Raw genomic sequence first — 18646 nt, 5'->3', positions numbered from 1 at the left:
TAACCAATCGTTCTTTTTGCAAATTGTTCCGGTTGATCAGCGCCGAACCGGCACTTGATGCTCGAAGGTGATTTCGCGCCCTTCGCGCGCCGATGTCAGAATGCCGTGGCAGACCTCAAGGCTCGCCGCGCCCCAGCGGGCATCCTGAACGGCGGCCATGTTTTCGCGGACCGCCGCCCACAAGGCGTCGAAGACGCCCCGGCGGGGAACAGGGCCCACCGGTACCTTAATGAATTCCTTGTTGGTATGGCCGTATACCCAGATGCCCAAAGGTGTCAGCCGCAGATCGGCGTGGTCACAACTGACGATCACCGGACCGAAATGCTCGTTCTCGCTGGGCCAAGGCAATGCGCTAGAGGAACCGAAAGTCCGTTCCGCTTTCAACCGCACTTCCGCCGATGGATCGTCCATGCCCATCAACGCGCGGCGGGCCGCGCCGTAATTCCGCGGGTCGACCGTATGACCAAGCTCGCCAGACCATCCGCAATACTCGTTGCTGTCAAAATGGGCGAAGCCGGAATAGGTCAGACTGGCGAAGGCGCCACCTTCAAAGGTCATGTGCGCCGCATAGGCACATTCTGTGGGCCGGTCCGCGTCCCATTGACCTGTCGAGGCCCGCAAGCTTGCGGCCATGCCACCGCCCAGAAGCCGGACGATATCGACCTGGTGCACCCCCTGGCTGAAGACGACGCCGCCCCCCTCGTCGGTGACCAATTCCTCAGGCCGGCGCGGCCGGTACAGGAAATCGGTGAAGTTCAAGGCATGGATCATCCTGACACGGCCATAGGCACCGCTTTCAATCAGCTCCAGGGTTTTCAGCACCGGCAGGTCAAAACTGTGGCTGGGGCCGACGATAACATGCCGACCCGTCTTTTCCGCTGTTTCGGCAATGGCCAGCGCGTCGGCCATGGAAACGCAAAGCGGCTTGTCGACCAGCACATGTTTTCCGGCACGCAAGGCGGCTTCCGCATGCGCACGATGCATCTGGTGCGGGGTGGCGATGTAGATCGCTTCCACCGCCGGGTCGGCACAGAGTTCCTCCACCGTTGCATAGGCCGTGCCGCCGAATTCCTGGACGAACGTGTCGCGCGAATCCTGACGCGGCGCGGCACAGGCCACCAGCGTCACGCGCGGGTCCGCTTTGAAACTCGGCAAGGTCAGGACGAAGGCCCGCCCCAGCCCAGCGACGCCGACACGGATGGGGGAATCAGAGGTCAAGGACAAGCCCCTCTTCATCCGCCCGCGACACACAGATCATGATCTTGTCCGCCTTCTCTTCCGGCATCAAGACTAGGTCGCGATGGTCGACATTGCCGGACAGATATTTGGTCTTGCAGGTACCGCAGGTGCCGCTTTCACAGGAACTGGGCGTTTTGACCCCGGCGCCGCGGAGGGCATCCAGAATGGTCGACCCGACCGGCACGGAAACGGTGGTCCCAGTTTTCGACAAGGTGACATCGAAAGCGACATCGGCGGCGCGGAACATCTCGACCGGTTTGAAGTCTTCGAAATGGACGGCATTGGCGGGCCAATGGCCTGTGACGCCCAGAACCTCCTCCAACAGCGGCTTGGGCCCGCAGCAATAGATATGCGCCTTGGTGGGTGTCTCGAACAGGTCCCAGAAATCATAGACCTTGTCCGGGTCGCCATCGTCGTGATGTATCGTGATCTCTCCCGCGATATCGCCGGATGTCAGCTCATCGCGATAGGCGGTGAGTTCCGGCGACCGGGTGCAATAGATCAATTGGAACGGTTTGCCCTGTGCGGTCAGCGCACGGGCCATGGCCAGGATCGGCGTGATGCCGATGCCGCCCGCGACCAGAATATAGGACGGCGCCTCTTCCAACGGGAAATCATTGGCGGGCTCCAGGGATTTTAACCTGTCGCCTTCCGCCGTCTCCTCAATCATCGACCGCGATCCGCCACGACCCTCGGGCTCCAGTTTCACCCCGATGACATAACGGTCGCGTTCCGACGGGTCGTTCGACAGGGAGTATTGCCGCATTGCGCCGGACGGCGTTTCGATCGGCAAATGACCGCCCGCCGTAAACGCCGGCAGGTCGCTTCCATCGGCGGAAACCAGCTCGAATTCATAAATGCCCTCCGCGAGAATGCGTTTCCCGCGGATCGTCAGATCCAACATTCGCCACCCTATTGTTCTTGAGGCTTCTTAACGTCCGGACGATGAGACTAGACGGCATTCCCAAAACACGCTAGAAGTTTTTGTTAGATATCTAATAATAAAATGGAGGCAAAGATGCTAACACAGGAGGAAAACGAGCTGCTGTGCCGGGTCGAAGGCGAGGCGCCCATGGGCCGGCTGATGCGCCGTCATTGGATTCCTGTCTGCATGTCCGAAGAAGTGGCCGAGCCCGACGGAACCCCCGTGCGGCTTCGCATCCTGGGCGAGGAGCTTGTCGCCTTCCGCGATACGGAAGGGCGCCTGGGCGTATTGGACGGCTATTGTCCCCACCGCCATGCCCTGTTGGCGCTGGGCCGGAACGAAGATTGCGGGCTGCGCTGCCTGTATCATGGGTGGAAAATCGATGTGACCGGTACGGTGACGGAGATGGCGTCCGAACCCCCGGAAAGCACCCTGAAGGAAAAGGTCAAACACCGCAGCTATCCGGTGCGGGAAAGCGGTGGCTTCGTCTGGACCTATCTGGGTGACGAAAAAGACATGCCGGAATTCGACCCGCCGCCCTTCGCGCAGAGCGAAGACGACCAGGTCAGCATCCTGAAGATCGCCATCCCCTGCAATTGGGCGCAGATCCAGGAAGGGCAGATCGACTCCGCGCATTCTTCCTCCCTGCACTTTTCCGACATGAAGCCGGCCAAGGTTTCGGCGGCGGAAGCGGATGACCAAAGCTGGTACCGCCCCTCCACGGACAAGTCGCCGCGCTTGCAGATTGAACGCACCCCGTATGGCTTCCACTACGCAGCCATCCGCCGGCCGATCAAAAACGCCGCGAGCCACGACTATATCCGCGTCACGGAATACATCGCGCCCTTCGTCTCGCTGATCCCGCCCAACAATCTTTACAATGTGGCCTCCGTCATTGTGCCGATGGACGATACCCACAGCTATTTCTACTTCATCGCCTGGGGCAACCCGGAAACCTGCATCAAAACCGATGACTGGCGGCGTTTCTGCGCGGCGGAACCCGGCGTCGACTTGAACCCGGACTGGAGTCCGGTGCGCTGCTTGGAAAACAACTTCCTGCAGGACCGCGCTTTGATGAAAGACGGCAACATGACCGGCATCAAGGGGATTCCGAACCAGGATATCGCCATGTGGGTCGGCATGGGCCCGATCGTCGATCGCAGCCGGGATATTCTGGGCGCATCGGATTTGGCGATTGTGGAATTCCGGCGCCTGATGGTGGATGCGGCGCAAGACATGGAAGCGACGGGCAAGGCGCTGGGCATCGGCGAAGACGTGCCGCCCCGCGTGTCGATTCATTCCTATCAGGAAGTCTTACCCAAAACCGTGGATTGGCGGACGAAGGTGGCCGGGTCTGTGGCGGCGGAATAGCCGCCCCCACCACCCCAAAGCGGGCGTGAAAAGCGCCTGCTAGATGTTCGGCAATCGGGTCGGCGGGACCTTTTGGCCGGCGAGGAGCGCTTGCTCCTCGTCCTTGTCCAGATTGACCGCCATTTTCAGAAGCGCGCCGCGCAGCAATTCTGTTTGCTCCGCCGAGATGCCCGTCATCGCGGTTTCGTTCACTTCCTCGGCCAAGGGCTCCAGGACATTACGGATCGCCCGACCGGTAGGGGTCAGCTGAACGATGCGCTTCTTCCGGTCGCCGTCGGGATGCTCGCGCGTCACATATCCTTTTGCCTCAAGCTTCGCCAACGCGGTATGGGTCGTCGACTGCATAAGCCCGGCGCGGTCGCTCAATTCCCGTTGGGTCAGACCGTCATTGTCCCAGAGGATACGCAGATAGACCCACAATCCGAATTGCAGGTCATGCTCCGCAAGTCGCATTTGAAGCGACCGTGTCAGCCCCCGCGCCACATAACGGATGAGGTGGGCCATGCGATCATCTTCAAGATGCTCCGCGGGCCGTTCGACAATTTGGGAATGGTCTTCCCCCTTTGCCTCATTCGCCTTGTTTTGCGCCACCGGATACTCCGCCTTCTTTACGCCGGAAAGAACCCTAGATGCCCAGTTTGACGGTTACTGACAAGAGTCGGGACAATCAAACGGTCGGGTCGCTTGACCGCAACGGCGATCAGTAGCGCCAGAAATCCCGGTCGAAAGCGACCAAAAGGGCCAAGACTTCCAACCGTCCGGCCAACATCGTGATCGTCAGCAGAACCTTCGCCGGGTCCGTCAGCGAGGCGAAATTCCCAGCCGGTCCGATGACGTTACCAAGCCCGGGCCCGACATTGGTTATCGCCGTGACCGCCGCCGAATAGGCGGTGACGATATCCAGCCCCATGAAACTCAACCCGATCGTGACGACCGCGATGGTGGCTATGAAAACCGCGAAGAAGGCGAGGACGGAAAAGGAGACCTCTTCCGAAACGCTTTTGCCGTTATATGAAAGAGGAACCACCCGATGCGGGCTGATCAGGCGTTTCACATGAGCCCGCACGATGATGTGCAGGATTTGGTAGCGGTAAATCTTGATCGATCCCGAAGTCGACCCCGTGCACCCGCCCATGAACATCAGAACCAGAAACAGGCCGGAGGCGCCGAAACCCCATTGCGTGTAGTCCTCGGTCGCGAACCCCGTGGTCGTCACGACCGAGGTGATATTGAACGCCGTATCCGCGAAAGCTTCCTGGATGGAAATTGCCCGTGTTTCCGCCTGCCAGACGCTGACGGCCAGAATGATCAAGGTCAGCGTCAGAAAGAACACCCTGACCTGGGAATCGTGGAACAACGTCCGGGGCTTGCCCTGTATGGCGCGGATATACAACAGGAACGGCAAGGACCCGAGGAACATGAACACGGTCGCGACCCATTCCAACGCCAAGTCGTCGAAATACCCGAAGGACGCGTCGTGGGTGGAAAACCCGCCGGTGGACAGGGTCGCCATCGCATGGGTCGCCGCATCGAACCCGTTCATGCCGAGCGCGTAGTACAAGACGCCGCACAGAACCGTCAGGCCCAAATAGAGCAGCATCAGCATCCACATGGTGGTGATCGCGTTCGTGACCTTTTCCGACGAAGTGTCCGAACTTTCGATTTTGAACAATTGCATGCCGCCAACCCGCAACATTGGCAGAATCAGGGTCGCCATGGCGATGATGCCGATCCCACCGATCCATTGCAGCAGCGCCCGCCACAACAGCAAGCCCGGCGGCAGAGCGTCGAGCCCCGTCAGGATGGTGGACCCGGTCGTGGTGATGCCGGAAACGGATTCGAAGACCGCATCGACGAATCCGATTTGCACGCCAAGCATCGGTAGCGCACCCAGAATGGAAACGGTGAACCACCCGAAAATCGTCACCAGGAAGGCCTGGCGTAGGTCCAACGACAAGGGTTTGCGCTGCCGGGTCGACAGTACAAGCAGGACGCCAATGAAAAAACTCAGCAGCGAACTGGCGAGAAAAGGTCTCCAATCGGGGTTGCCGACACTGAGGTCGAGCACCGTCGGCAAGGCCAATAGCCCGCCGATCATGGCTGAAATCCAACCCATGATATGGATTACCGGACGAAAATCGATCATCTGACCGCTTGAACCATCCCTCAACTTGCCCCGTCACCGCCCGAATGCCGGCGCGTGGACCATCCCAAATCCGTCCATACGCCCCCGCTCGCCCGATCGCAAGCGGGCGAAAACAGGCAGTTTGCGTAAAACAGGGCAAGATAGCACCAAACCGCGTGAAAAATTGAACGCCCGGAAAAACAGAAGGCGACAACTTCGAAAAGAATTTCCAACGGTAGTATGTTAGGTAAAGCGCCTGCCATTGGGCTCGGCGATAAGACTGCCTATCTCATGGCTACGAATACCCATCCTGGAACGGCGTCCCAATTGGGGATATCGCCGAAGGGACAAGAACGATCATAAGGAGGTGAGAGATGAACCAATCCGCACGCACCACATCAGGCCGCGGCCAAACCTATGAAAGCGTACTGGATACGGTCGGCGACACGCCCGCCATCCGGGTCAATCGGTTGGCCCCGGACCACGTGTCGCTTTATGTGAAGGCTGAGTTCTTCAATCCGGCAGCATCGGTCAAGGACAGGCTGGCGGTCAGCATTATCGAGGAAGCGGAACGCGGCGGCGCCTTGAAGCCGGGCATGACCGTCGTGGAAGCGACCAGCGGCAATACCGGGATCGGCCTTGCCATGGTCTGCGCCGCGAAGGGATATCCCCTGGTCATCACCATGGCGGAGAGCTTTTCCGTTGAGCGCCGTCGTCTGATGCGCTTCCTGGGCGCGAAAGTGGTTCTGACGCCGAAAGCGGAAAAAGGCTTCGGCATGTACAACAAGGCGAAGGAACTCGCTGCGGCCAATGGATGGTTCCTGGCCAGTCAGTTCGAGACCGAGGCGAACGCCAAGATCCACGAGAATACGACGGCACGGGAAATCCTGTCGGATTTCGACGGCAAACGGTTGGACTATTGGGTCAGCGGTTATGGCACCGGCGGAACCGTCACGGGCGTCGGGCGTGTTTTGCGCAAGGAACGGCCGGATACGAAGATCATCCTGTCCGAACCGGCAAACGCGCAATTGATCGGCAGCGGCGATCCACAGGGCCGAAACGACGACCAGTCGCCCGCACACAGCCACCCGGCCTTCGAACCGCATCCCATTCAGGGTTGGACGCCTGATTTCATCCCCTATGTTCTGCAGGAAGCGATCGACAAAGGCTATTACGACGAGTTGATCCCAATCGCCGGGCCTGAGGGCATCGAATGGGCCCGGAAGCTTGCGGCCCAGGAAGGGATCATGACCGGCGTGTCCGGCGGGTCCAGCTTCGCCGTCGCCATGAAGGTCGCGGAAAAGGCGGAACCCGGATCGGTGATTCTGTGCATGTTGCCCGATACCAGCGAGCGGTATCTGTCTTCCCCGCTGTTCGAGGGAATAGAAGAGGTGATGACCGACGAGGAGTTGGCGCTTTCCGAGTCGACGCCCGGCTACCAGATGGGTTGACCCGAACGTCTCGGCGGCCTTCCGTTCCTAGCGGAGGGCCGCCGCTTGTAGCCCCAAAAGGACCGCTTCAACCGTGCGTCTTACGTCATTCCGCTTTCCCTACCGGTTTTTGCATTTCGCCTTGCTGGCTTTTTGCCTATGCGCAGGCGCCCCGTCCCATGCGCAAGTCCATGTGGAACACGCGGCCTATGCCACGCGAGAGGTGGCCGGATTCCACGACCTGATCAGCGGACCGAAGGCCGCCAACCTTGAAATTGTCAGCGATCTATACCTGCCGGCCGGTGTGGAATCGCCCGGTGTGGGTCCGTTTCCGGCCATGGTCATCCTGCATGGCAGCGGCGGGGAATGGGGCGGCCGGGGAAAACGACATGCGGCACTCCTCACCAAAAACGGCATCGCGGCCCTGGTGGTCGACACGTTTAAAGCCCGCAACCTGACCCTCGATACCGGCTATATCGCGCGCTTGAAGCGGGCCAACTTGCCGGATCAGATCGCCGATGCTTTCGCCGCTTTGGCCATGTTGAAGCAGCACCCGAAAATCGACGCGGACCGGATCGGCGTCTTGGGGTATTCCATGGGGGGCGTTTCCGCCCTGCTGGCCGCCCATGCCGTCATCGCCGATCCTCTAACGCAGAACGGCGGTGGGTTTTCACTGCATATAGGTTTCTACCCACCTTGTTTCGCCACCACGGCGGATACGCGAACGACCGGCGCGGAAATCGTCACCCTATGGGGCACGGAAGACAAAAGCACCCATCGACAGGCTTGCGAAACCTATATGGAAACCTTGGAGGCTGGGGGAAGCCCCGTTGAAATCCACTGGATGGAAGGCGCGGTCCATGCCTGGAATTCCCTCTCGCCCGGGACGTTCTTCCCGACGGCGCCGCACGGCTCGCCCTGCAACTATGTCGTCAACGCGAATGGCACGGTGCGGGAAACGGTGACGGCCCAAGCGGCGTCGACTGACCGCCTGTTCATGAACGTCATGGCCGATTGTACCGCTGAAGGATACTCGATCGCGCATAATGGGGACGTGGACGCAGCGGCGAACCGCATTCTGTTGGACGCGATTCGCCGTTACCTGCCTTGACCTGATAAGGGCTAAAACCCGATCGCCAATCCGTCTTTCCGGGGGTCTGATCCGCCGGTGAGCACACCGCGGTCGTGATCGATGAAGATCGCCTGACCGCCGCCGAGCGCACCATTGGCGAGTTTCATCGTATGGCCCATTGCGCTCAACCCCTGCAGCACCGCCGCCGGGACGCTGCGTTCCACATCCACCTGCGCGCCGCGCGCGAAGACACGCGGATTGTCGATGGAGGCCTGCACGTCCAACCCGAAATCGACAACATCGCTGACGACCCGGCACTGGCCGAAGGGTTGATAGTCCCCGCCCATGACGCCGAAGGACATCGCGACCTTGTCGCCCTTGGTCATCATTCCCGGCATGATCGTATGCATTGGCCGCTTTTCCGGCCCGATGCAGTTGGGATGATCGGGGTTGAGGTTGAAGGAACTTCCGCGGTTCTGGAAAACGACGCCCGTCTGCGGGCAAAGATGGCCCGACCCGAAGGAATGATAGACCGAATTAATGAAACTGACCGCATTCAGGTCCTTGTCGACGACGGACAGATAGACCGTGTCGGACGTTTCCAAACCAAGGTCGCCGATATCGGTCATCGCCTTTTCCGGCGAGATTTTTTTGCGCAGCTCGTCGGCCCAGGATTTCGACAACAACTGCTCAAGCGTGACGGTCATGCTGTCCAGATCGGCCAGATATTGGTCGCGCATCAAATAGGCGATGCGGCCCGCTTCGATCTCAAGATGCATCCGCTCAGCGGAAAGCGGATCGAGATCACTGATCCCGAAGCCTTCCAGGATATTCAACATCAGCAGCGCCGTGATGCCTTGGTTGTTCGGCGGCACTTGGTGAACGTCATAGCCCCGGTAATTCGTGCTGGCGGGTGTGACGTAATTGCCTTTGAGTGCGGCGAAATCATTCAGGCTGTGCAACCCGCCCAGCGCCCGCAATGTTTCCACCATCTTCTCAGCCACCGGCCCCTGATAGAAGCCAGCAGCGCCTTTTTCGGCGATGGTCGTCATCGTATCCGCCAGCTTTTCCTGCCGGTGGATATCGCCCTCTTTCGGAAGAGTCCCGCCGGGCATAAAAACCTTGCCGATCGCATCGCGCGACTTCAGGAGCCATTCAATCTCCCGCCAGTCGTTATAGACGCGCGCATGGACCGGATAGCCGTTGCGGGCATAGCCGATAGCATCCTGGAACAGTGCACCGAAATCCTTCGATCCGTAGTCGCCATGCACCTGGGACCACGCTTCAATCGCGCCCGGCACGGTAACGGCATCGACGGAAGTGGCTTCTATTTTCTGAACGCCCAGTTCCTGATAATGCGCAAGCGTCGCCGCCTTCGGGGATCGTCCGGACCCGTTATAGGCTTTCACATCCGAGCTGCCTTTCGAACAGAACAGGATGAAACAATCGCCGCCGATACCGGTCATCTGCGGTTCAACAACCGCCAGCACGGCCGCCGCCGCAATCGACGCATCAATGGCATTGCCGCCATCTTTCAGGATTTGCAGCGCCGTTTGGGATGCAAGCGGATGCGACGTCGCGACCATGCCGTTCTGTGCATGCACCGCGGACCGCCCAGGAAAATGAAAGTCTCTCACCGACAACTCCACGCATTGATTCAGCAGCAGCGAAACTAGGGCGAACGGGGCCGAATGGAAATGCCGCTGCGCATCATAGCTTTATTGCTCATCCCCGTCGAAATAGAGGCGCACGCTACTACGCCCCCTCACACATCTGCGTTTTGTGATACGCGACCAAGGATAAAATTTCGAAAGCGATGACCATGGCGACCTGCGCGGTGATCTGGTTCGGGTTGTCCTTGGTCGGCATCAGGCAGACGACATCCCCACCGATGACGTTGAGCCCCTTCAATCCCTGCAACAGTTTGGTCGCCTGCCGGATCGACAAGCCCCCGAAACCGGGTTCGATATTCGCCACCCCGGGCGCGACCGAAGGGTCCATGGCATCCAGGTCGAAAGTGACATAGACCGGTTTGTCGCCGGCCCTTTCACGGACGATACGGATCGTCTCCTCGACGCCGATATCATCGATTTCCTGCATCGGAATAACGCGGTAGCCCAATTCCGTGCTCTTACCGCCGACCTTTTCGGTATGGATCTTGGCGGACGGATGACCCCGGATGGCAAGCTGGGAACTGGCCTCGGCATCCACCGCGCCTTCCCGGACCGTATAGGCGGCCCAATGTGCCGCGGATTTCCGGGCACCCAACCAATGCTCCATATTCTCATAGCTGTCCGTATGGGCGTCGAAATGAACGAGCGCGCATTTTTCACCTTTGGAAACATTGCTGCCCGCGCCCGCGATGGCTTTCAGGATCGGCCCCGTGATCGCATGGTCCCCGCCGACGGAAACCGGGCATGTCCCGGCCGCGTCCAAGGTCTTGTAGAAGACTTCGATATCCCGGACACAGGCCTCGTTGTTATTCGCCTCTGGCAAGGGCACGTCACCCAGGTCGTGGCAGGTGACCGCCTCGAACGGGGAAAACCCATGAACCCCATGGGCGCGGCGGTAATAGCCTGAAACATGGCGCACCGCGCGCGGCCCCAAATGCTGGTCCCGTTCCGTCGATCCGTTCCCGGTACTATGCGGCACACCGACCAGGGCAATGTCGCAAGCTTCCGGGTCGACATTCCAGGGGCAGCGGAAAAATGTCGGAATCCCCCACCAATACCAAGCTTCCGATTCCTTGCGGCGTTGTTCGATCTCGTCCGTCATTGCTGGTCCCCCTTCAAGTCGCGGCCATTGCGATACCAATAACTGGGTAGCATGGTCCGCACGTGATTTCACCCGATTGCAGCCCAGCGGCAATATCGGTAGCGTCTCGCCTTCTGAATGATCTTTATTCCGGAACATTTCCGGCGGGAGTAAGCGATGAACGTCTCCGAAACGGCGCGGCAATCCTATGGCGGCATGGTTGTCGCCCCGCATCATCTGGCTGCGGAAGCCGGCCGGCGCGTGTTGCGCGACGGTGGCAACGCGGTCGAGGCAATGGTGGCCGCGGCGTCGACCATCGCCGTCGTTTACCCGCATATGAACGCGCTGGGCGGGGACGGGTTCTGGTTGATCCGCCCGAAAGACGGTCCAGTCGTCGGGATCGCGGCAAGCGGGCCGGCGGCAAAGGCGGCGTCATCCGATTTCTATACCGGCCAGGGCCTCACTGAAATTCCCAAACGCGGCCCGCTGGCGGCATTGACCATTGCCGGAACCGTTTCCGGTTGGGCCAAGGCGCTGGAAGTCAGCCAAACCAAACTGGGCGGCGGGATGGCCCTGCCACGCCTAATGGAAGATGCCGCCTTTCATGCCGAAAACGGGTTCCCGGTTCCGGAAACCCTGGCGCGGAACTGCGCTCAGAAATTCCCCGAATTGAAGGACCAGCCCGGATTCGCCCAGCACTTCACCGATCACGGCGCCCCGTTGACCGAGGGAAGGAAATTTTCCCTGCCCGCCCTGGCCGGAACCTTGCGGCGGCTGGGCGAGGAAGGCTTGGACAGTTTCTATCGCGGCGCCTTGGCGCGGGACATCGCCGCAGACCTGCAGGCGGCGGGTAGCCCGGTCACGCTTTCGGACCTGGAGACCTATTCGGCAAAAGTCCTGCCCCCGCTTTCCATCAATCGCAACGGCGCGGTCATCTACAATATGCCGCCACCCACCCAGGGCCTTGCCTCCCTGCTGCTTCTAGCGATTCAAAACCAGCTTCCGAAACCCGCGCCGGAGACATTCGACTATGTCCATGGTCTGGTCGAGGCGACCAAGGCAGCCTTCCGGGTGCGCGACAGCAAGGTCACCGACCCCGCGCATATGGGCGCGGACCCGATGCAATTACTGTCCGAGACGAATATCGAAGCGCTGGCAAAACCGATTTTGATGGATACCGCCGCCCCCTGGCCCGATGCCTCGCCGAAGGGCGATACGGTCTGGCTTGGCGCCGTCGATAAGGACGGGACTGCGGTCAGCTTCATTCAGAGCATCTATTGGGAGTTCGGCTCCGGCGTGGTGCTGCCGCAAACCGGTATCGCCTGGCAGAACCGGGGCGTCAGCTTCAGCCTGGACCCGGCCGCGGTGAACCCGTTGCAACCCGGACGTTACCCGTTCCACACCATTCAGCCGGCAATGGCGGAACTACCCGATGGCCGTGTCTTCCCTTACGGGACGATGGGGGGCGAAGGCCAGCCGCAAACCCAGGCGATGGTCTATACCCGCGTCGTCGACCACGGCATGGACCTTCAAGAAGCGATATCCGCGCCGCGCTGGCTGCTAGGCCGGACCTGGGGCGACACCACGACAAGCCTGCGGATCGAAAACCGTTTCGACCCAACCGTCATCGAGGCCTTGCGCAAGGCGGGACATGCGATCGATCCGGTCGGCCCGTTCGAGGAAGTCATGGGCCATGCCGGTGCGCTGCTGTGGCATCCCACAGGGTTGATCGAAGGGGCCAGCGACCCCCGCTGCGACGGCAGCGCCGCGGGGCTCTAGAGCCGCACTGCAACGGATCAGGGCAGGACAAGATCTGCATCGCAGAGCGCTGCCTTGAAGTCTGCATAGGGGCGCATTCGAAACGTATCCTCCACCAAGGTGACCGACCGCATTCGGTCACATCGGAAGGTGCGGATATCCTGACGAAGATGGTCCCAGCATAGCGCGTACCAGATAGGGTAATTGAGCAGCAGGAAATGCGGTTCAATCCGGCGCCGTGTCCGCTTGCCCTTGTCGTCCCGGTAGTCGATTTCCGCCGCCTTCATCAGCAGGAAGGCCTCGTGAAATCGTTCCATGATTCCAGATTGCGGCGGCGTGTAATTCCCCTGCACGTCGACGGAAGCCATGCGTCCGATCAGGATGCGCGATTTCAGCTTTTGAACACGGTGGCGATCCGTTGGAGAAAAGGATGCCATGACCTTTCGCCGTACCGGCGCCAGGTTCGCCATCAGGATCGGTGATTTCATCTGCTCCACGATGGCGAGGCTGACCAGAAGGTCCACGGCCTCCCGGTAGCTCAACGCCATTCGACCGATACCCCAACGCCAATTCAGACGCACGCCACCGCCGCGGCCGCGATCCGATTCAATCGGCAAGCCCCTTTCCCGCAGGATGGCGATATCGCGGTTCAAGGTGCGGACACTGACGCCCATCTCCTCAGCGATGTCTTTCAGGACCAAGGGTTCGTCCGATTTCAGCCGGGTCGTCAGCAGGTCCAGCCTGTCCAGATGGGAATGGGTCGTGGTGCGGATCATTCAACAAATATGACACATAATGACATATTTAAGAATACAAATCGGGTCAGAATTTAGCCTAGTGTGAAGGAGACATGGAATGGCAAACCCCGTCATCGAGATCGCCAAGATCCGACTCGCCGCCGATGTCAGCGAAGACGAGTTGGTCGCCGCGTCAGACCGGTTTCAAAACGAGTTTCTGTCCAACCAGCCGGGATATCTGAGCCGCGATCTGGTACGGCTGGGCGACCGTGGCTATGCGGACATCATTCGCTGGGAACGGCGGGAGGCTGCGGAGGCGGTCCTGACCAAGCTTTCGCGTTCACCGGCCTGCCGTGATTATTTTTCGATCATGGATGCGGATGAAGGCCATGGTCCGCACCCTATCCTATCAAGCTATGGCGGGTGAGGCCGACAGCATGGAACCGTTCAAGAATTCAATCTCCCCATCGCTGGTAAAACTGCTGTCGGGCCATATCAGGAAAAACTGGCCCGCTTTTGATGAGGGTGTGTTCCTGTCCGAAGCCTTGGACGGGCTGGAAGGTCTGGAGTTGAAGGCGCGGGTAGACCGCGTTGCAGACGGCCTTTTGCGCCATCTACCCCCTGAAATAAAGGCCCGGTCGTCGATATTGCGAGCGGTCCTGCATCCGCAACAGGGCAATTCGCCGGAGCAGACGAGCGATGACACCGGCATGCGCGGCTTCGCCATATGGCCCTTGAGCCTGGTCGCCGGTCGACATGGATTGGACAACTTGGACGTGACCCTGGACCTGTTGAAGGACATGACCAAGCGGTTCTCTTCCGAATTCGGCATTCGCTATCCGCTGATCCACGATCAGGACCGCGTATTGAGCATCATGTCCTGCTGGCTGGACGACCCCGACCCGGCCGTCCGGCGGCTTGTGTCGGAAGGCACACGGCCACGCCTGCCCTGGGCCCAACAACTGCCGCGCCTGATTGCCGACCCCACCCCTGCCCTGCCCTTGCTGCACCGGCTGCGTGACGATCCGTCGGAGTATGTAAGGCGGTCCGTCGCGAACCATCTGAACGATATATCCAAGGACCACCCGGCCCTGGTGGCGGATCTGGCCGCGGATTGGATGAAGGGGGCGGACGACACGCGCCGAAAACTGATCCGTCATGCGTGCCGAAGCCTGATCAAGGCCGGCAACCCGGATGTTCTGACTGTATTCGGCCATGCCCCGCCGGAACTGAGTGTCGAAGATATCGCCGTTTCCCCTCAACGGATCACGCTTGGCGAGAGCATCGAATTGAGCGCGCGGATCGTCTCAACGGCGCAGGTGCCGCAATCCCTGGTCATCGATTACGTCGCACGCTTTCTGCGCGCAAACGGCAGTTTTTCGGAAAAGGTGTTCAAGGGATCGAGCATCGACCTTCCGCCGAACGGCGAAGCTCTGTTCCGAAAGAAAATCCAGGTCCGGCCGATTACCACCAGACGATACTATCCCGGCATCCAACACCTGAACTTACGCATTAACGGGAAAGATTTCGGCGACGCGCTCTTCGACCTTCATATTCCGGACTGAGCGTTTCGCCGTTCCGGCGTCCGTGCGTCCTGCCAAGCGCAAACCCGTCATGCATGTTCAATCCCAGCAGGCAGATATTTACGCTTCCCGCCAGCAACTCGATTCCCTGAACCCCGTAGAACCAACCGTCGATCAGGCCTGCCTCGGCCCTGTAGGCGAGGAACAGAGCCGACGGTATCAACACAAACAGGCCGTTGATGGCAGCGAAACGCATACGCGCGATTTTCGTGGCGATAAGGTCGGTTCGGCGCCCCTCGGCCAGTTTGAAACCACTCCCGCCAGTCATCGCCAAAGCCGGGACCAGCAAAATGAAACCGTAAGGTATCGTCGTTTTTACGGCGATCACCGTGTCCATGGCCAGGAAGGCCTCGGAGGCAATGGTCGCGAGCCAGAAAGTCGATATGACGAGCAGTGCAACAGCGCCGGCCACGGGGTGAATGAATTTGGTCATGGCGAAGCTCCAGTTATTTACATAGTATGCTATATATTATTGCATAGTATGCTATGCAATGCTTATCTGTTGCATGACTTTCGATCGCAAAAACTCGGCGGGATATGTCGTCAATCTGATGGCGCGGCTGTTCGCCCGGCACCTGGAAGCGGGCATCCGGCCCCTGGGCCTCGGCACGGGTGTTTTCCCCGCCTTGCTCATGCTTTGGGAAAAGGACGGCGTGACCCAACGGGACTTGGTCGACGCGCTGGAAATCGAGCAACCGACCATGGCCAACACGCTCTCCCGTATGGAGCGCGACGGGCTGATCACCCGCCGGCGTGACGAAACCGACGGGCGCGTTCAGCGAATATGGCTGACCGACAAGGCCCGCGCCCTGGAAACCAAGGCGACCGGCGCAGCCAACGCGGTAAACGCCAAGGCCCTCGCCGGGCTGTCACCGGGGCAGCAAAAACAGTTCATGGATTTGATGCGGAGAGTTGTAGCTACCCTTGATCATTCTCGATAGCGGTCATGGGCAAGCCAAATACCTGCTTATGCAGAGTCCCTTTTTCAGTGGCGACTTGTGGATAGGCTAAGCTTTAAAACAATTGCCACGATGCCATTCAAGAAAGTGAGGATGTGGCCAGTCTGCCTTGCGCTTAGGCAGAATTGCCTTTCCGTCTTTGTTGATGAATGACTTGACGCTATCCACATCATTTACCTGCCGCGAGATCAATATCTCATGGTCATTGGAAAGGCTGATCAAGCCACGATCAAACATCCAATGCGCGGTTCCAGAAAGAGCTAGTCCGTTCTGAATAGTGTCTGGGCCATTGTGTTCCACCGGCCGGATATGGGCAGCATCAACTTCAGCTCTACCGCCGCCATTAATGAACTTCAATCCGGTGAAAGCGCATTTTTCCTCGTAAGCGCGGAGGACAACGCGGCGGAACGCACGGTCTCTCACGGGCCGGCTCACAAAATGACCAATCCTCTCGCGATCAGACTCAAAGACGAATGGCTCTATTCCGTCGGACAAACCATCCGGCATTGGGGCAAAGTCTATGCGCGGCAAAACCGGATCGAATCGTCCCAATCCTCTCTCGATAATTCTCAGGAAGTCAGCCGATGAGATCGGTCGGACCGCGGCTTGGGCACGCCCTGACAGTTTTCCGTATTCATTGAGTAAACCGCGCTCAACAGGAACGCCTTGCTCGTTGAAGGGAACCGAATTCGCGAATTCTAGGTAGCTGCCGGCTTCTATTTGCGCCAGATACAGTCCCTCTGCTGAACTGTCCGGTGAAATTCCGACGACACGCGCAATCGCGTAGTATCCTCGAGAGTTGGGCACTCTTCGAGGCTCAAGATAAAGAATCCAATCACCGACGGATTCTTGCGCGCGCCCTAAGTATTGCTTTGGAAACTGGTACCTTTCCGCGGGGCTGTCATCGTAGACAGAGTCTGGACGCAGCATAAATACACAATGACCCATCCTTTTACCCACTCCCCAATACACGGCTCAATCACTCGAAGTCCAAGCAACGAGTGGGACCATCTCCGCCTCACCAACCAACACCACTTTAACGCTATGCAGGAACGAAAATCCTACGGGCAATTGCATTAAATCGCACCACACTTTTGCTCCGGGCATTTACTTCTCAGACAACAAAGCCAGAGGAAGTTCATCAGCGAACACCCTGCGCCAATTCAGCTGTGCCTAACCGCCCCCTTGAGAACAGGTCCGCCGAGCGGTATTCCATTTGCGCAACAGGGCACCCGGTCATACCGGAGAGACCCGACGCAATAGAGAGGAAGAGATGGACAAATCAATCGCCAGTCTTTCCGACGCCGTAGCGGAAATCGACGATGGCGCGGTTCTCATGATCGGCGGCTTTGGCGGGTCCGGCGCGCCGATCGAGTTGATCCACGCCTTGATCGACCGTTTCAAGGCAACCGGCCACCCCAAGAGCCTGACCGTCGTCAACAACAATGCCGGTAACGGAAAGATCGGCATCGCGGCGATGATCGATGCCGGGATGGTCGCGAAAATGATCTGTTCCTTCCCACGGTCGTCGGACCCGCGCGCCTTCACCGAAAAATACATGGCCGGTGAGATCGAACTGGAACTGGTGCCGCAGGGCACTCTGGCGGAACGCATCCGGGCGGCCGGGGCCGGGATACCCGCCTTCTATACGCCGACAAGCGTCGGGACCGAACTGGCCGAGGGCAAGCCGGTGGGCGAATTTGACGGCCGCGAATATGTCCAGGAACGCTGGCTGAAAGCGGATGTCGCAATCGTCAAAGCCGAGCTGGGCGACACATACGGTAATCTGACCTATCGCCTTGCGGGACGGAATTTCAATCCGCTGATGTGCATGGCGGCCGAGAAGACCATCGCGCAGGTCTCCCACCTTGTCGAACCGGGCGCGATCGATCCGGAAAACGTCGTGACACCGGGTATTTTCGTGGATGGCGTGGTCGAGGTTTCGAACCCGCAACAGGAAGAAGTCCTTGTCCGCGAGGGGGCGGTTTACGAATGACACAGACTGGCGAGAATTTTCCCAAACTGAACAAGGCGCAGATCGCCTGGCGCGCGGCGCAGGACATCGAAGACGGCGCCTATGTGAATCTGGGCATCGGCTTTCCCGAACTGGTCGCGCAATACCAGGTCGAAGGGCGAGAGGCGATTTACCACACAGAAAACGGCGTGCTCGGCTTCGGCCAGGCGCCAGAGAAGGGCAAGGAGGACTGGGACCTCATCAATGCCGGTAAGAAGGCGATCACCCTGAAACCCGGCGCCAGCTTCTTCCACCATGCCGACAGTTTCGCCATGGTCCGGGGCGGACATTTGGATGTCGCGATCCTGGGGGCGTTCCAAGTCTCCCAGAATGGCGACTTGGCGAATTGGCGCGTCGGGTCCAAGGGCGTTCCCGCCGTCGGCGGCGCGATGGATCTGGTGCACGGCGCGAAACGCGTCGCGGTCCTGACCGAACATGTCACCAAGGACGGCAAGCCGAAGCTGGTGGAAAAGTGCATCTTCCCGCTGACCGGTGTGGGCTGCGTAACCCGCGTTTACACCTCGCTCGCCGTGGTCGACATCAAGGATGGCCGTTTCGTTCTGCATGAAAAACTGCCGGATATCAGCTTCGACGATTTGCAGGCGATGACCGGCGCGGAATTGACGGGCAAGGACACGGCCGGCGACCTGATCACCCCGGACCTTGCCGATTGACGCCT

At 59.5% G+C, this 18646-nt stretch carries 18 protein-coding genes; 9 read left to right on the top strand and 9 right to left on the bottom strand.

The genetic code is table 11. The annotated features are described in order from the left end of the window. Positions 1 to 36 precede the first annotated feature (36 nt). Together EOI86_RS16275 and EOI86_RS16270 are read right to left on the bottom strand one after the other, a co-directional pair. Positions 37 to 1218 carry a Gfo/Idh/MocA family protein gene (locus EOI86_RS16275; protein ID WP_240035691.1) on the bottom strand — a complete coding sequence of 394 codons (1182 nt, stop codon included), beginning with the start codon at positions 1216 to 1218 and terminating at the stop codon, positions 37 to 39. Then, positions 1208 to 2143, bottom strand: coding sequence for a PDR/VanB family oxidoreductase (locus tag EOI86_RS16270; RefSeq protein WP_127766200.1), 936 nt, complete (start codon positions 2141 to 2143; stop codon positions 1208 to 1210). Before EOI86_RS16270 ends, EOI86_RS16275 begins: the two co-directional genes overlap by 11 nt. Positions 2144 to 2257: 114 nt before the next feature. Here EOI86_RS16270 and EOI86_RS16265 point away from each other — a divergent pair, with 114 nt between their 5' ends. Next, positions 2258 to 3535, top strand: a complete 1278-nt coding sequence (locus EOI86_RS16265) for a Rieske 2Fe-2S domain-containing protein (RefSeq protein WP_127766199.1) — start codon at positions 2258 to 2260, stop codon at positions 3533 to 3535. 39 nt (positions 3536 to 3574) lie between these two features. On the opposite strand, the gene EOI86_RS16260 is transcribed toward EOI86_RS16265, so the two are convergent. Then, complete coding sequence (locus tag EOI86_RS16260; protein ID WP_205032222.1) at positions 3575 to 4126, bottom strand: MarR family winged helix-turn-helix transcriptional regulator; 552 nt, start codon at positions 4124 to 4126, stop codon at positions 3575 to 3577. 109 nt (positions 4127 to 4235) lie between these two features. Continuing rightward, positions 4236 to 5681 (bottom strand): TrkH family potassium uptake protein, encoded by a 1446-nt coding sequence (locus EOI86_RS16255; RefSeq protein WP_127766198.1) that lies wholly within the window; start codon positions 5679 to 5681, stop codon positions 4236 to 4238. A gap of 353 nt (positions 5682 to 6034) precedes the next feature. Between EOI86_RS16255 and EOI86_RS16250 the strand changes: the two genes are divergently transcribed. Together EOI86_RS16250 and EOI86_RS16245 are read left to right on the top strand one after the other, a co-directional pair. Then, positions 6035 to 7111, top strand: a complete 1077-nt coding sequence (locus EOI86_RS16250) for a PLP-dependent cysteine synthase family protein (protein ID WP_127766197.1) — start codon at positions 6035 to 6037, stop codon at positions 7109 to 7111. A gap of 73 nt (positions 7112 to 7184) precedes the next feature. Further along, entirely contained in the window at positions 7185 to 8201 is a 1017-nt protein-coding gene (locus EOI86_RS16245; RefSeq protein WP_127766196.1) for a dienelactone hydrolase family protein, read from the top strand. 11 nt (positions 8202 to 8212) lie between these two features. Here EOI86_RS16245 and ggt read toward each other — a convergent pair whose 3' ends face one another. Together ggt and EOI86_RS16235 are read right to left on the bottom strand one after the other, a co-directional pair. Then, positions 8213 to 9766, bottom strand: a complete 1554-nt coding sequence (gene ggt, locus EOI86_RS16240; protein ID WP_240035690.1) for a gamma-glutamyltransferase — start codon at positions 9764 to 9766, stop codon at positions 8213 to 8215. 151 nt (positions 9767 to 9917) lie between these two features. Then, complete coding sequence (locus tag EOI86_RS16235; protein ID WP_127766194.1) at positions 9918 to 10937, bottom strand: arginase family protein; 1020 nt, start codon at positions 10935 to 10937, stop codon at positions 9918 to 9920. Between the two features lie 156 nt (positions 10938 to 11093). Here EOI86_RS16235 and EOI86_RS16230 point away from each other — a divergent pair, with 156 nt between their 5' ends. Continuing rightward, positions 11094 to 12695, top strand: a complete 1602-nt coding sequence (locus EOI86_RS16230; RefSeq protein WP_240035689.1) for a gamma-glutamyltransferase family protein — start codon at positions 11094 to 11096, stop codon at positions 12693 to 12695. A gap of 17 nt (positions 12696 to 12712) precedes the next feature. On the opposite strand, the gene EOI86_RS16225 is transcribed toward EOI86_RS16230, so the two are convergent. Next, a complete protein-coding gene (locus EOI86_RS16225; RefSeq protein WP_127766193.1) occupies positions 12713 to 13450 on the bottom strand; it encodes a helix-turn-helix transcriptional regulator in 738 nt (245 codons plus the stop codon). A 79-nt stretch (positions 13451 to 13529) separates the two neighbouring features. Between EOI86_RS16225 and EOI86_RS16220 the strand changes: the two genes are divergently transcribed. Then, on the top strand, positions 13530 to 13838 hold the full coding sequence (locus EOI86_RS16220; protein WP_127766192.1) for an antibiotic biosynthesis monooxygenase family protein: 309 nt from the start codon (positions 13530 to 13532) through the stop codon (positions 13836 to 13838). Then, positions 13801 to 14976: a DNA alkylation repair protein gene (locus EOI86_RS16215; RefSeq protein ID WP_205032221.1), complete on the top strand. Its 1176-nt coding sequence runs from the start codon at positions 13801 to 13803 to the stop codon at positions 14974 to 14976. The genes EOI86_RS16220 and EOI86_RS16215 overlap by 38 nt, the downstream gene beginning before the upstream one ends. Here the strand turns inward: EOI86_RS16215 and EOI86_RS16210 are convergent. Next, positions 14924 to 15427, bottom strand: a complete 504-nt coding sequence (locus tag EOI86_RS16210; RefSeq protein WP_205032220.1) for a hypothetical protein — start codon at positions 15425 to 15427, stop codon at positions 14924 to 14926. The genes EOI86_RS16215 and EOI86_RS16210 overlap by 53 nt on opposite strands. 73 nt (positions 15428 to 15500) lie before the next feature. Between EOI86_RS16210 and EOI86_RS16205 the strand changes: the two genes are divergently transcribed. Continuing rightward, complete coding sequence (locus EOI86_RS16205; RefSeq protein ID WP_127766191.1) at positions 15501 to 15935, top strand: MarR family winged helix-turn-helix transcriptional regulator; 435 nt, start codon at positions 15501 to 15503, stop codon at positions 15933 to 15935. Positions 15936 to 16001: 66 nt separating this feature from the next. On the opposite strand, the gene EOI86_RS16200 is transcribed toward EOI86_RS16205, so the two are convergent. Next, complete coding sequence (locus EOI86_RS16200) at positions 16002 to 16901, bottom strand: HNH endonuclease (RefSeq protein WP_127766190.1); 900 nt, start codon at positions 16899 to 16901, stop codon at positions 16002 to 16004. 325 nt (positions 16902 to 17226) lie between these two features. On the opposite strand from EOI86_RS16200, the gene EOI86_RS16195 reads away from it, so the two are divergent. Beyond that, a complete protein-coding gene (locus EOI86_RS16195; protein ID WP_127766189.1) occupies positions 17227 to 17949 on the top strand; it encodes a 3-oxoacid CoA-transferase subunit A in 723 nt (240 codons plus the stop codon). Then, the gene (locus tag EOI86_RS16190; protein ID WP_127766188.1) at positions 17946 to 18641 is read left to right on the top strand and encodes a CoA transferase subunit B; all 696 of its coding nucleotides are present in this window, start codon (positions 17946 to 17948) and stop codon (positions 18639 to 18641) included. Before EOI86_RS16195 ends, EOI86_RS16190 begins: the two co-directional genes overlap by 4 nt. The last annotated feature ends 5 nt before the right edge of the window (positions 18642 to 18646 follow it).

Source organism: Hwanghaeella grinnelliae (assembly GCF_004005845.1).
Lineage (GTDB): Bacteria > Pseudomonadota > Alphaproteobacteria > UBA8366 > Aestuariispiraceae > Hwanghaeella > Hwanghaeella grinnelliae.
The sequence above is the reverse complement of the archived record's forward strand: the minus strand, read 5'-3'. Positions and strand labels throughout refer to the sequence as shown.